Here is a 13,503-nt window from a genome sequence, read left to right on the forward strand (position 1 = left end):
TCGAGACCCTCACGCAGAGAACCGTCGACGATGCGGTCGAGCCATTTCCCTGACACCGCGCCGAGGTCAGCCCCGACTGAGGACATCGGCCAGGGTCCGATTCATAGTGTTCAGGGCTCGCACCGCGATCCGCACCGGTCCGGGTGAGTTGGCGCTGGTGAGCAACACATCCAATACCGTTGTGTCGGTCACCTTCTCGGGCTGATCGACGCGCTTTCCCGCGATCGCCGCCTGCACTTGCCGGGCGGTGTCACGCACCAGGGTTGCGGCCTCACGCAAAGCCTGGGCCGTCTCGGGCGAGGGCATCGATGCGGGATCGGCGCGCGAGGCGATTACACCCGCTCGCGCCAGGCCGTGTGCGGATCGGCCGCTGACGGTCAGCACCCGCAGTAATCGCTTCGCCCCTCGCCGGCTGCGGGTCGTCGGCCCGAGCACGAGCGGCTTCCCCGCCGTCACGACCTCCTTCAGCGCGTTGTCGAGCGTGCGCGTCGACGCCACGAGGTCGGTGGCATTTCCCGGAGTGATCACCGATTCGACGCTGGTGTCGATCAGGGCGTCCAGTTGATCGAGATACGTATCGACTTTGTCCACCAATGTCTTTCGCGTCCCGGTCGAGAAGATGAAATAGGCGGACGCAATACCGACGGCTCCGCCGACTGCAGTCTCGATGATCCGTAGTTCCAGAACCTCGATGCTGAACGTGCCGAGCAGCCCGTAGAGCATCGCGAGCAGAATGGTCACGAAGAACGACAGCAGCGCATACGCGACGGTCACCAGGTAGAACGCAAAGAACACACAGACGACGATGAGCACCAGCTGAACGGATTGGTGATTGCCGACGAGTGCCGCGATCACCACTCCCGCAAGCACTCCCGCCATCGTGCCGAGGATGCGTTGGCCGGCTCTGGTCAGAATCTCGCCGCGCGTCGACGCCCCGGTGAACACCAGGAACGCCGTCAGCACGGCCCAGTACCAGCGGTCCGGTGAGACCAGCTCCCCCAATACCGTTGCCGCGCTGGTCGCGACAGTAACCTGGATTGCCGCCTTGGTGCTGGGGTTCAGGCCGGCAGGCTCGCCCTTGTCCGCCGGCTCGACAGCAGCCTGTCGAGGGCTCGACGTGACAGCCACCGCATTGGTGGTGATGTGATGAATGGCGATGTGTGCCTGCACCGCTCGTTGGGCGGACACCGTCGCGATACCGGCCGGGGTCGACGGGTCGGCGCGCTCGGCCGCCGTGGCGGCCAACCGTCGGGCGGCCTTGAGTTGCTCGGCGGACGGGGCGTTCTGCAGGCACGATCCCAGTGCGGTGGTCGCTTGCCCCAGCGCGGTCGGCCACGGCTTGGCCGGATCGAGAGCCCACAGTGAGCTGACGAGTTGTTCGGTGGCGATCTGGGCGTCGAACACACGAAGCGACAGATCGGTACTCGTCACGCTGAGCAGTTGTCCCGCGTCGTGACGGTCGAGCCAGTCGTCGATCATCAGGGCGGTGTTTCCGAGCCGATCGAGCCTGCGCCGCAACAGTTCCAGATCACGGTCCTCACGCGCCGATGCCGCCGCGAGCACCGATTCCGATACCGCTCGCATGGCGTACAGCAGCCGCCGCACCTCCACGATCGGTCGGTCCGGAAAGACCACCGCCCGTACGAACAGAGCGATGAGCACTCCGCCGACGATCGCCGCGATCAGCATCGGCACTTGCCCCGGGGTCGCCTGAAGGAACAACGCGAAGAAGTACGAGATGAACGCGACCATGCCGAGCGCGGTGCCACGGGGTCCGAATCTGCGCACCCATACGGCCGCGAACAACACCGCGATGAATCCGACGTCGGCCACCGCGCCGAGCCGCGAGAGCAGCGCCGCGACCGTCACTGTCGCCGAGGCGGGCAGCACCATCAGGGCGGTGGTGACGAGCCGGCTGTGCTGGTCTTTGTCCTTGACCGACGCCGACGCCTGCATCGCCACCACGGTGCCGAGCATCGCCACGGTGACCGGCTGGCCGATGGCGCGAGTACCGAGCAGCAGGACCACCATCGCGAGCAACACCGTCAGCGTCGTCGCCGAGGCACCGCGCAGCCGTAACTGCCCGGGATCCGACGCGTCGAGGATGCGGGCGAGGCGGTTCATTCCCCGATTCTGCGCTACGGCTCAGCCCCGTGCGGCCCGGATAGCGGGGGCCGACGAATGCGGTAGCAGCCTGTTCATGTCCGCCGGCGTGATCACGTCGACCGTCGCCGACTCGTCCAGCCGATAGGGCTGGGTGGAGATGATGCCGGCGAGGTGCTTGCGCAGGCGCGACATCTCGGCCCGCACGGTGATCGCGCGGCCGTCGTCGCCGAAGAGGTCGGCAGCCATCTGCGACGCGGTACGTCCCTGCCGGTGGATAGCCAGCAGGTACAGAATCTCGGCGTGCCGGGGCGTCGGCTCGTGGGTCCACTCTCCCACCTCGCTCCGCACCTCGATACGAGGCTTCTGCGAATCGCGCAGGTCGATGCGAATCGTCGTCGTGTTACCGGACTCCGCGACGAACGAGTCCGCCGATTCGCCAGGAGTGGAGCCGGCGGAACGACCGTAGGAAGTCGGGCGGACCAGCCATCCACCGGGCAGGGGTTCGAAGTCGCACACGCCGAGGCTCGGCAGCCAGAAGCGTCCCGTCGCGAGGTCCTCGGGCAGCAGGATGCGATTGCGCAGTGCCACCGATTCGACGGCCGCGACCCACCCGTTCGCGTCGACGGCCAGCGCCGGGGACTGCAGGCGCGCCAGCATCGGTGCGGCCACCGAACGCAGTCGATCCAGGGTGGTTCGGTGAATCTCGCGCAGCTGCGATTCCGCCAACCTCGCCACGGCGTCGACCAGGGCGATGGTGGTGGGGTGCACCGTTTTGGCCGGCCCGCTGACGTCGATGGCTCCGAGCACCTGGCCGGTACGCGGATCGCGAATGGGCGCTCCGGCGCAGGTCCACGAATGATGGCTGCGCACATAGTGTTCGGCCGAGAAGATTTGCACAGCGCGGCGTGAGACCAATGCTGTCCCGATGGCATTGGTGCCCACCGAATCCTCGGCCCAGTTGGCCCCTTCGACGAATCCGAGGCCGTCGGCGCGGTCGAGCACCGACGTCGATCCGCTGCGCCACAGCACTCGACCGTTCCGATCGGCGACGACGAGAATGTTGTCGCCGTCCTGCACCACCGATTCCAGGCCACGGGCGAGGTCGTCCAGAATGTCGAACAACCCCGATTCCCGTCGACTGAACTCGAGATCGGACGCGTCCATCTGTCTCTCGGCAGGGTTGCCCAGTTCCGGGTCGATACCGAGGGTCTGCAACCGCCGCCAGGAGTCACCGATGACCTCGCGGGGCCGCGCGGGAGACTTCCCGCCGGTCATGGTCGCGTCGTACACGGCAGTGAGAATCTGCGCGTAGCGGCGCGGGTCTTCGCCGGCCGCCAGCGCAGGTTCGGGGCCTGTCGACTGCGTCATCGCTGTCAATTGTGCTCCAGCTCACAAAGCGGGTTTATGCGGGGTCACCGGTAGACCAAGCCACCATCGATCAGCGGTGCCTGGCCGGTCATGTAGTCCGAGTCGGGTCCGGCGAGATACGAGACGAACGCGGCGACGTCCTCGGGAGTCTGCGCCCGACCGAGAGCGATACCGCCGACGAACTTGTCGTAGGTCTCGCCTTCCGCGGCACCGGTCAGCTCGGCGAATCGTTTGTCGATGGTCACCCACATGTCGGTGCCGACAACGCCGGGGCAGTACGCGTTGACGGTGATGCCGTCCGAGGCGTACTCCTTGGCCGCAGCCTGGGTCAATGCCCGGACTGCGAATTTCGTTGCGCTGTAGACCCCGAGCATCGCGAACCCGTCGTGGCCTGCGATCGAGGAAGCGTTGATGATCTTGCCCTTCTGGCCGAGCGCCTTGAATGTGGCTGCCGCAGCTTGAATTCCCCACAGCACCCCGTCGACGTTGACGGCCCAGATCTTCTTCGTGTCTTCCGGGCGGACGTCGTCGAGCGGCGCGACCTGTGCGATACCGGCATTGTTGACGATGACGTCGAATCCGCCGAGCGCTTGCTGGGTATGTTCGACGGCCGCGAACACTTGATCGCGATCACTGACGTCGGCGACGAATGTCGTTGCCTTCGAGCCTGTTCGACGCACCTCGTCGGCCACGCCGGTGATCTTGTCCTCGGCCAGGTCGACCAACGCGATGTCGTGCCCGTCGTTGGCCAACCGCAACGCGATCGCCCGTCCGATTCCCTGACCGGCTCCCGTCACCAACACGGCGCTCATGCGGGTGCACCCGTCGAGGGGTCGACCAGAACTTTCATCTTCGTGCCTGCATGCAGCGCCTCGAATCCGTCGTCGATGACGCCGTCGAGCGTGATCTTGTCCACCCAGCCCGTCGTGTCGTAGTGGCCCTGGCTCATCAGGTCGATGACGGCCTCGTAATCGGCGGAGGTGTAGCAGAGCGATCCCTGGATGCGGGATTCGTTCATGACGAGCTTCTGCAGCGGTGTGGTGAGCGGCTTTTCGTAGATCGCGACGCTGACGAGCGGTTTGCGAGCACCGATGCAGCCCAACGCGGTCTCGACGGCCGGTTGCACACCGGCCGCGTCGTAGATGGCGTCGGCCCCGTTGCCGTCGGTCAGATCGGCGATGAACGCGGGCACGTCCACTGCCGTCGGGTCAAGGGTCTTGGCACCGAGCGCTTCGATCGAGGCGCGACGCGTCGGCGACGGTTCGACGACGTAGACGTTGTCGAGTCCCTTGCCGCGCAACGCGAACCACAGGCCGATGCCGATGGGGCCGGCTCCGAACACCATCGCGGTGTCCTCGGGCTTCGGATCACCCAGTGTCGCAGCATGATAGGCAACCGACATCGGTTCGACGAGGGCACCGAGTTCGAGGGAGACGTTGTCGGGTAGGGCGTGAATCATGTCCGTGGGGACCACGGTGTATTCGGCCATTCCGCCGTCGGACATCAGTCCGTGGAAGCCGATCTGCGCGCAGATGTTGTAGTTACCTGCCCGGCAGGGTCCGCAGTGTCCACAGCGGTAGAGCGGTTCGATGGCCACGCGATCGCCGACCGAGATGCCGGTGACACCCGTGCCGAGCTCGGTGACCGTGCCCGAGAACTCGTGTCCGAGCACCAGGGGCATTTCCTGGCCGGTCAGCGGATGCGGCGAGGTGGGGATGAAAATGGGGCCGGCGTAGTACTCGTGTAGGTCGGTTCCGCAGATTCCGTTGAACCCGACCTTGACCTTGACCTGCCCCGCACCGGGATTCGGCTCGGGTACGTCGGTGATCTCCACCTTGTTCGGGCCGTAATACACAGCTGCACGCATCGGTTCTCACTCCTGACTGAATTGGATGCACACAGGTTTATGTGACGACGACCACTTCCGACAGGGTTGCAGTGCGTTGCATCGAATCGGCCGCACTGCAACCTCCCGCAACCCTGACGGTGGGCTGTGATTCAGCTCATAGTGACGGCGACCCTGTCGACCCACCGAGAAGAGACCCCCATGACCGCAACCGCAGACCGACCCCTCGACGAGCCGAAAACGGCATCAGCACAGGGCAACTGGCTCATATTCGGACTGGCCAACCTCGCCGTGGCCACGGCCGTGTCGCTGGCGACCTGGTATGTGCTCGCCGATCCCACCACCAGTCCCTGGAACTTCTATCCGCTGCCGTTCAACGCCGCGCTGTTCTGGGCCATTCTCTTCATCGTGTTCATCGGATTCGATTGTGAATTCGCCGGATTCGACTCTCTGAAGCAACCGATGCGCGGCCTCGCGATCCTGACTTCGACGGCGGTGTTCGCCGTTGCCGTCACCTGGATCCTCGGCAGCGGCCTCGGGGCGTTGTACCCGGATTTCGCCGGTTCTCGCGAGGGCGGGCTCGGCTACTTCGCCGGAGCGCTGTTCGTGCTGTTCGGATTCGGCACCTGGGTCATGGTGGTCCTCAACTGGCAGCACTGGCCGTGGACCGTGCTGCGCATGAGGCAACCGCTGATCGGGCTGTGCGAGATCGCATTCGTCGCCGTCCCGACCCTCGCGTTGTACTTCGTGTTCGGACTGCCGTCGGTCTCGCTCTCGGCCACCGATCCCCTGATGTCCGTGGACACCGCACTCGGCTGGTTCTACTCGATCGTCGTCTCGGTGATCCTGACCGGCCAGACCCTCGACAACTGGCCCTGGAAATTGGCCGGTGGCGGCGGACGGACCGCACTGGCGGCCACCGTCGGCAACGCGGTGCTCGGTACCGCGATCTACTTCCTGATGGTTCCGCTCGCGAAGCTACTCGTCGGCTCGGAAGCCACCGCAGAACTCGGAACGGTGATCAACCAGTTCCCGGCACAGATCGGAGTCTGCTGGGCATTCTGGATGATCTTTTGGGCGAACGGCTTCGGTAATCGCTTCCCGGCGGCGGGACGCGCAGTACTGACTTTCGCGCTGGCCATCGGCACGTTCCTGGCCTACTACTACGTTCTTGCCGAGCACGTGCTCCACGAACCCGTCGTCGCGGCCGGCATCTCCGGCAACGCACTGGGCTTCGTCGACTGGCTGGTGCTGTGGACGTTGATCTACGTCGTCGGATTCCAGTCGTTGGGGTTGAGGAAATTGTCACCGGCATGAGCCGCTGCAACGCATTGCAACTCTCGACCCGGCTCTCCGAAGAGAGTGTGCTGGGTCACATACACGGCACCTCTTCATCGCAAGGAGTTTTCATGACCCAGACCATCGAGCCCGACTCGATCACCCGCACGCACACCCCGCAGGAACGGGTCGACGCCTGGTTGTCGAAGTTCGAGGACGCCCTGGTCGCCCGGGACATTCCTCGTGTTGCCGGCATGTTCGCCGTCAGCAGCTTCTGGCGCGATCTCGTCACGTTCACCTGGAACCTCAAGACGGTCGAGGGCCGGGACGGCGTCGCCGACATGCTCGGTGAAAGGCTCGCCGATACCGACCCGACGGGATTTCACACCACCGAGACCCCCGACGAAGCAGACGGCGTCGTCTCGGCGTGGATCGCATTCGAGACGGCGACGAGCCGCGGCAAGGGACATCTGCGTTTGACGACGGACGCCGAGACCGGTGACGACGTGGCGTGGACGCTGCTGACGACGATGCAAGAACTCAAGGGATACGAGGAGCGGCAGGGCAAGTCCCGCATCAAGGGTGCCGTGCACGGCTCGAATGCGGATACCCAGAACTGGGCCGAGAAGAAGGAGATGGAGGAGAAGGAGCTCGGCTACAGCGTTCAGCCGTACGTCCTCGTCGTCGGGGGCGGGCAGGGCGGCATCGCTCTCGGTGCTCGGTTCCGTCAACTCGGCGTACCGGCGATCGTCGTCGACCGTGCCGAGCGCCCCGGAGATCAGTGGCGTGGCCGATACAAGTCACTGTGCCTGCACGACCCGGTCTGGTACGACCATCTGCCCTACCTGCCGTTCCCGCCGAACTGGCCGGTGTTCGCACCGAAGGACAAGATCGGCGACTGGCTCGAGATGTACACCAAGGTCATGGAAGTTCCGTACTGGAGCAAGACGACCGCAAAGTCCGCGACCTACGACGAGACCGCGAAGGAGTGGACCGTCGTCGTCGACCGCGACGGCGAGGAAGTGATCCTGCGGCCCAAGCAGTTGGTGATGGCCACCGGAATGTCCGGCAAGAAGAACGTGCCCAACTTCCCCGGCATGGACGAATTCGAGGGCGAGCAGCACCATTCCAGCGAACACCCCGGTCCCGACGCCTATGTCGGCAAGCGCGTGGTGGTCGTCGGTTCCAACAACTCGGCGCACGACATCTGCAAGGCGCTGTACGAGACGGGCGTCGACGTCACGATGCTGCAGCGCTCGTCCACACACATCGTCAAGTCGGACTCGTTGTGCGAGATCGCTCTCGGCGATCTGTACTCGGAGCGCGCGGTGGAGTCCGGAATGACCACGGCCAAAGCCGATCTCACGTTCGCGTCGCTGCCGTACCGGATCATGCACGAGTTCCAGATTCCGGTGTATCAGCAGATCGCGGAGCAGGACAAGGACTTCTACGATCGCCTCGAGAAGGCGGGCTTCCAGCACGACTTCGGTGACGACGGTTCCGGCCTGTTCATGAAGTATCTGCGCCGCGGCTCGGGCTACTACATCGACGTCGGCGCATCCGAGCTGGTCGCGGACGGCAAGATCAAACTGGTTGCCGGACAGGTGGAGCGGATCAGCAAGACCGGCGTCGTACTCGAGGACGGGACCGAACTACCGGCGGACCTCATCGTCTACGCCACCGGCTACGGCTCGATGAACGGCTGGGTCGCCGATCTCATCGACCAGGAGACCGCCGACAAGGTGGGCAAGTGCTGGGGCCTGGGCTCGGACACCACCAAGGATCCCGGTCCGTGGGAGGGCGAACAGCGAAACATGTGGAAGCCGACGCAGCAGGAGAACTTCTGGTTCCACGGCGGCAATCTGCATCAGTCACGCCACTATTCGCTGTACCTGGCGCTGCAGATCAAGGCGCGTTACGAGGGCATCGACACCCCGGTCTACGGGCTGCAGGAGGTGCATCACCTTCGGTGACGGTCGTGCGCGGAAACTCGTAGTGGGCTACGAGTTTCCGCGCACATGGCTGCCTAGTCGTACACGCCGGTCCCCTGCGCCTTGGCGATCAACGCGTCCTCGGAGCGCACCTGATCGAGGTTGACCACGCGGGTGGACAGCACCGTCGAGTACAGCCAATCGGTGGCCACGCGCACCCGGGCGGAGGCGGTGGGCAGGGCATAGAGGTGATAACCGCGGGCGACGAACTTCGCGACGGGTCCGGTGAGGGGCACGCCCAAAGGCTTTGCCACACCGTCGAATCCGCCCAGGTCGGCGACCAGTCCCAGATCCTTGTGTCGGTACGGTCGAGCAGTGCCGACACCGAGGGACGCGGCGACGTTCTTGGCCACCGCTGTGCCCTGCCGCTGCGCGTGCTGAGCGGTGGGCGGCGTCGGCTTCGACGGGTCGGCGGCGATATCGGGCACCGCGGCCGCGTCACCGATGGCCCAGACGTCGTCCACGCCGGGGACCGTGAGGTCGGGGTTGACCACAAGCCGCCCCTTTTCGGTCGGCAGGTCGAGTTGCGCGATGAGGGGGCTCGCAGCCACGCCCGCTCCCCACACAAGGGTGCGTGTCGGTACGACGTCGCCGTCCGTCAGCGTCACCGCGTTCGCCGTGGCCGATTCCACCGACACCCCGAGACGCACCTCGACGCCGCGAGCCGCGAGGACTTCCATTGCTTCCTTGCCGAGTCGCTCGCCCAGTTCCGGCAGCACCGCCGGCGCGAGGTCGATGAGCAACCACCGAATGTCCGACGGGTCGACCGTCGCCCACCGGGTAGCGATACCGCGAATCGAATTCTGCATCTGCGCAACGAATTCGGTGCCCGTATAGCCGGCTCCCACAGCGACGACGGTGAGCCGTTCCTTGCGTTCGGCGCGGCCCTCCGGCGTGTCGGGCAGTTCGTCGGCTGCATCCAACTGCTTCAACACGTGGTTGCGAATGAACACCGCTTCGCTCAGGGTCTTGAGACCGTGTGCGTGCTCGGCGACACCGGGGATGTCGAACTGCCTCGTCACCGAACCCGGGGCCAGAATCAGCTTGTCCCAGGCCAGGTCCGAATCACCGTCGGGACCGGCGACGCGAACGCGTCGATTCTCGAAGTCGACGGACGTGACGTGTCCCAGCACCAACTTGGTGCGCCGCAACGTCTGTCGTGTCGACACCGCGATGTCCCGCGGATCAAGCACGCCGGTCGCCACCTCGGGCAGCAACGGGCTGTAGAGCAGGTAGTCGTTGGGCGCAACCAGGGTAAACGAGGCGCGGTCCGGGCCCAACAGCTTCTGCATCTTGCGCAGTGCGTAGAAGCCGCCGAACCCGCCGCCGACCACCACCACCCGGGCTGGGGATGCGGGAGCCGGGGCGGTGCTGCGATTACGGAGTGGTGAGCGCATGGTCCACATTAACGCCGAGTACCGCAGCTCCGCCCCGTCAAACGTGGACCGGTCGACGAATTTCTAGACCAACCGGGCTTCCGGGGAGCCGGTCTTGCCCGCATCACGCTCGACCGAATCGCCGAGGGCTTCGTCGATCTTGGCGAGTACATCCGCGTCCAGGGTGACCTCGGACGCCTTGATGTTCTCGGCGATCTGCTCGGGCCGCGATGCCCCGACCAGCGCGGCGGAAATGTTGTCGTTGGCCAGAACCCAAGCAACGGCCAACTGCGCCATGGTGATTCCGAGATCGTCGGCGATCGGCTTGAGTGCCTGCACCCGGGTGAGCGTCTGATCGTCGAGGTAGCGCGCGATCATCTTGTCGCCGCCCTTGTCGTCCCTGGCGCGCGAACCGTCGGGCAGCGGTTGTCCGGGTAGGTACTTGCCGGTGAGAACGCCCTGAGCGATGGGCGACCAGACGATCTGCGAGATGCCCAGTTCCTTCGACGTCGGGATCACCTGGTCCTCGATGACGCGCCACAGGGCCGAGTACTGCGGCTGGTTCGAGATGATCGAGAATCCGTTCTGCCGTGCCAGTTCCTGGCCGGCGCGGAGCTGATCGGCCGTCCACTCCGAGACTCCGATGTAGAGGGCCTTGCCCTGGCGGACGACGTCGCCGAACGCGGCGATGGTCTCTTCGAGCGGGGTCTCGACGTCGTAGCGGTGGGCCTGGTAGAGATCGACGTAGTCGGTACCGAGGCGACGCAGCGAGGCATCGATGCCTTCGAAGATGTGTTTGCGTGAGAGTCCGGTGTCGTTGGGACCCTTGGGTCCGACGGGGAAGTAGACCTTGGTGAAGATCTCCAGCGATTCGCGGCGCTCGCCCTTCAATGCGTCACCGAGGACCGTTTCCGCAGCCCCGTTGGCGTAGACATCGGCGGTATCGAATGTGGTGATGCCTGCATCGAGAGCCGCACGCACGCACTGGGTCGCGATGTCGTTCTCCACCTGCGAACCATGGGTCAACCAATTGCCGTACGTGATCTCCGAAATCTTCAGTCCACTGTTTCCGAGGTATCTGTAAGCCATGTAAGAAAACGGTACTCCGGTGATCAATTCACAAGTGGCCGACGGCCGAGGAACCGGGTTCCAATACCCGCGAGGACCACCGCTAGCACTGCCGCGCCCGTCGAGAGCCACAGCTCGGCACTGGGCCACGTCGAGTGGTGGAGGGCGGATGTGAGCGGCGTGTACGCCGTCCAACCGTAGGTGACGACCATCGGCACCGTGATTGCCACCGGTACCGCGAGGCCGATGGTCAAGGGCGTGGGGGGCGAGGGAGTGTGAGTAGCCGGCGTGCACGCCACGTACAGGTAGGCCGCAGCGGCCGGGAAGATCACCAGACTTGCCGCGTAGTGCACGTTGTCCCACGGGGGGCGTTCGAACAGCGCGGTCGTACACACCACCGCCAGGGTCGCGAAGCCGAAGATCGGTCGACCCCAGCGCAGCCCGAGTGCCGCGCCCACTGTCACCGCAACTGCCGTGATTGCCACGAGCCCGAGCACCCAGATACCGTCCGACACATCGACGCCCACCCCAGCGGTGGTGGTCGAGGTGAGCAACACGGCTGTCCCGGCGAGCACAAGAATGCCTCCGCGACCCGGTAGCAGAGCGGCAGCACCGAACAACACCGGTACGACGACGAGGCCGAAGTACCAGCTTCCACCGAAGCCGTCTTCAGCTCGAAACAGCATCTGCACGAACAACATATTGAGCAGCAAGCCACCGATCGAGATCAGTAGTATCGCCCCGATCGGTCGGATGCTCCGTTCCGGTGGCGCATGGTCGTCGCTGCGGTCGACAAGAGCTGCCCAGGCCACTGCAATTACGACCAGTACGCACAGCACCGGAACGACCACCGGCGGGCCGATATCGGATTCGGTGAGGTAGTCGGCGTAGCGACGCGGGATACTCGGATGCTGCAAGGCCTCGACCGCGCCTACATTGAGTAGTCCGACGAGGAACGACCCGATCAACAACGCTTGTCGAACTCGTACACCGCTCGCCCGTACTGCAGTGCATCCCAATAGAACTCCGCCTGCCACCACCTCGGCGAGGTCGGAGGGCATCATCAGGGCCGTCACCCCGGCGCCAATGGCCGCAGCGATGGACAGGCCGGCCAAAATACTGCGCCGACGGACGAGCATAGCCAGACCCGACGCCAGAATCACTGCTACGGCGACTCCCCCTCCGCCGCTGGAGAACACCACACCCCCGACGCTGGTGTCGCCGAAGATATCGACCCCGTCGGATTGCGAGAGCAAACCGGCCAGGAGGCCGGAAAGAACGATCGCGAGCGATGACATCCCCGAATTATGCACGGCCAGCCCGATAGGTGCGGGATGCCGCAATAATCTTCTCCAAAGTCTGTGCAAAAGAACGCAATTCGTCCTCACCCACCGCGGCACCCACCGCGTCCGACCACGCGTGTTGAGCATCTCGCAGAGCGGCTACGGTCTCGCGCCCCTTCGGGGTGGGCTCGAGGAGCTTCGCTCGCTTGTGGTTCGGGTTTTCGCTGTAGACGGCCCAGCCCCTGTCCACCATCAGGTTTGCGGTTCGTTGCACACTTTGCCGCGCCAAACCCAGACCGACGCGTCGCGCAATATCGGCCACCGAGAGCGGCTCGTCGAGAGTGGCCCCGAGAACCTGCCACCAGGCCGGCGTCAATCCTGTCGGCTCGGTGATGTCCTGTGCGGCAGCGAGGAATTCGCCGTTGAGCTCGAATACCGGCAGGACCACCTCGGTGAGTGCATCCCCCTCCGGCGTTCGTCGGCTCATGCGCCCGTCAGCTGGTCGTAGAACCTGCGCTCCCCCGTCGTGTAGAGCCCGTACCAAGCGTCGATGATGGGCTGCGGGAACACGTCCAGGCGCTCGAACACCAGCTTGGCGAACTCGATCGGTGCGGTCGCTCCCGCGGTGATGACGGTGCCGTCGGACACTGCCTTCTCCTCACGGTAATGCTCCGCTCCGCGGTATTTCGCAGCCTGAGTGAGGAATTCGGCGGCATTCGAGGTATGTGGCCGGCCGTCGAGCAGGCCGGTCCGAGCAAGCCCGTAGGTTGCCCCGCAGATTGCTGCGACCGGGGTGCCCGCTGCCACGAGTTCGGCGGCCAACTCCAAAGCTGCATCGTTGGCGGATTCCCACGTGCCGGCACCGGGCAGAATCAGCGCGTCGACGGACGGAAGATCGGCCAACGCAACGTCGGGGGTAATCCTCAGGCCGCCCATCGTCGTCACCGCCTCCCCCGACTCCGATGCGACGAGCAACCGGTTGGCGTCGGGATTCTGCTCGCGGGCCATCGCGAGCCCGGCGATGAGGTAGCCGTACTCCCAATCGGCCATGGTGTCGGTGGCATACAGCGCAACGGTGATCACGGAACGGTCCTCACGTCGATTGACAGGATGCTGTCAATATTGCGCGCACGACAGCAGGCTGTCAACCCTTCTGCGATCCTTGTAAACCAATTGGTTGACTACAC

General features: G+C 64.9%; 11 protein-coding genes. 2 read left to right on the top strand and 9 right to left on the bottom strand.

The window, feature by feature from the left end; genetic code table 11:
- Positions 1–66 precede the first annotated feature (66 nt).
- Genes CH281_RS07730 through CH281_RS07745 form a run of 4 tightly spaced genes read right to left on the bottom strand, consistent with a single transcriptional unit; the run spans position 67 to position 5,341 of the window.
- Positions 67–2,124 (bottom strand): FUSC family protein, encoded by a 2,058-nt coding sequence (locus CH281_RS07730; RefSeq protein WP_094693646.1) that lies wholly within the window; start codon positions 2,122–2,124, stop codon positions 67–69.
- 21 nt (positions 2,125–2,145) lie between these two features.
- Complete coding sequence (locus CH281_RS07735; RefSeq protein ID WP_094693648.1) at positions 2,146–3,474, bottom strand: GAF domain-containing protein; 1,329 nt, start codon at positions 3,472–3,474, stop codon at positions 2,146–2,148.
- Between the two features lie 44 nt (positions 3,475–3,518).
- Positions 3,519–4,286, bottom strand: coding sequence for an acetoin reductase (locus CH281_RS07740; RefSeq protein WP_032406583.1), 768 nt, complete (start codon positions 4,284–4,286; stop codon positions 3,519–3,521).
- Positions 4,283–5,341, bottom strand: a complete 1,059-nt coding sequence (locus CH281_RS07745; protein ID WP_032364498.1) for a 2,3-butanediol dehydrogenase — start codon at positions 5,339–5,341, stop codon at positions 4,283–4,285. The genes CH281_RS07740 and CH281_RS07745 overlap by 4 nt, the downstream gene beginning before the upstream one ends.
- 180 nt (positions 5,342–5,521) lie before the next feature.
- On the opposite strand from CH281_RS07745, the gene CH281_RS07750 reads away from it, so the two are divergent.
- Both CH281_RS07750 and CH281_RS07755 read left to right on the top strand, forming a co-directional pair.
- Complete coding sequence (locus CH281_RS07750) at positions 5,522–6,637, top strand: hypothetical protein (RefSeq protein WP_094693650.1); 1,116 nt, start codon at positions 5,522–5,524, stop codon at positions 6,635–6,637.
- A 92-nt stretch (positions 6,638–6,729) separates the two neighbouring features.
- A complete protein-coding gene (locus CH281_RS07755) occupies positions 6,730–8,571 on the top strand; it encodes a flavin-containing monooxygenase (RefSeq protein WP_032382166.1) in 1,842 nt (613 codons plus the stop codon).
- A gap of 53 nt (positions 8,572–8,624) precedes the next feature.
- Here CH281_RS07755 and CH281_RS07760 read toward each other — a convergent pair whose 3' ends face one another.
- From CH281_RS07760 to CH281_RS07780, 5 genes are all read right to left on the bottom strand, one after another.
- On the bottom strand, positions 8,625–9,986 hold the full coding sequence (locus tag CH281_RS07760; RefSeq protein WP_052053288.1) for an NAD(P)/FAD-dependent oxidoreductase: 1,362 nt from the start codon (positions 9,984–9,986) through the stop codon (positions 8,625–8,627).
- A gap of 63 nt (positions 9,987–10,049) precedes the next feature.
- Positions 10,050–11,054, bottom strand: coding sequence for an aldo/keto reductase family protein (locus tag CH281_RS07765; protein ID WP_094693652.1), 1,005 nt, complete (start codon positions 11,052–11,054; stop codon positions 10,050–10,052).
- Positions 11,055–11,077: 23 nt separating this feature from the next.
- On the bottom strand, positions 11,078–12,331 hold the full coding sequence (locus CH281_RS07770) for a hypothetical protein (RefSeq protein ID WP_094693654.1): 1,254 nt from the start codon (positions 12,329–12,331) through the stop codon (positions 11,078–11,080).
- A 7-nt stretch (positions 12,332–12,338) separates the two neighbouring features.
- Complete coding sequence (locus tag CH281_RS07775) at positions 12,339–12,803, bottom strand: MarR family winged helix-turn-helix transcriptional regulator (protein WP_094693656.1); 465 nt, start codon at positions 12,801–12,803, stop codon at positions 12,339–12,341.
- On the bottom strand, positions 12,800–13,399 hold the full coding sequence (locus tag CH281_RS07780) for a DJ-1/PfpI family protein (RefSeq protein ID WP_094693658.1): 600 nt from the start codon (positions 13,397–13,399) through the stop codon (positions 12,800–12,802). The genes CH281_RS07775 and CH281_RS07780 overlap by 4 nt, the downstream gene beginning before the upstream one ends.
- Between the last annotated feature and the right edge of the window lie 104 nt (positions 13,400–13,503).

The sequence above is a fragment of the Rhodococcus sp. 06-221-2 genome (assembly GCF_002258365.1).
In the GTDB taxonomy this organism is placed as follows: domain Bacteria; phylum Actinomycetota; class Actinomycetes; order Mycobacteriales; family Mycobacteriaceae; genus Rhodococcoides; species Rhodococcoides fascians.

Coding starts and splice junctions, on each gene's coding strand:
- CH281_RS07755 (WP_032382166.1), top strand. CDS start 6,730: ATGACCCAGACCATCGAGCCCGACTCGATCACCCGCACGCACACCCCG.
- CH281_RS07745 (WP_032364498.1), bottom strand. CDS start 5,341: ATGCGTGCAGCTGTGTATTACGGCCCGAACAAGGTGGAGATCACCGAC.
- CH281_RS07765 (WP_094693652.1), bottom strand. CDS start 11,054: ATGGCTTACAGATACCTCGGAAACAGTGGACTGAAGATTTCGGAGATC.
- CH281_RS07740 (WP_032406583.1), bottom strand. CDS start 4,286: ATGAGCGCCGTGTTGGTGACGGGAGCCGGTCAGGGAATCGGACGGGCG.
- CH281_RS07760 (WP_052053288.1), bottom strand. CDS start 9,986: ATGCGCTCACCACTCCGTAATCGCAGCACCGCCCCGGCTCCCGCATCC.
- CH281_RS07750 (WP_094693650.1), top strand. CDS start 5,522: ATGACCGCAACCGCAGACCGACCCCTCGACGAGCCGAAAACGGCATCA.
- CH281_RS07770 (WP_094693654.1), bottom strand. CDS start 12,331: ATGTCATCGCTCGCGATCGTTCTTTCCGGCCTCCTGGCCGGTTTGCTC.
- CH281_RS07735 (WP_094693648.1), bottom strand. CDS start 3,474: ATGACGCAGTCGACAGGCCCCGAACCTGCGCTGGCGGCCGGCGAAGAC.
- CH281_RS07775 (WP_094693656.1), bottom strand. CDS start 12,803: ATGAGCCGACGAACGCCGGAGGGGGATGCACTCACCGAGGTGGTCCTG.
- CH281_RS07730 (WP_094693646.1), bottom strand. CDS start 2,124: ATGAACCGCCTCGCCCGCATCCTCGACGCGTCGGATCCCGGGCAGTTA.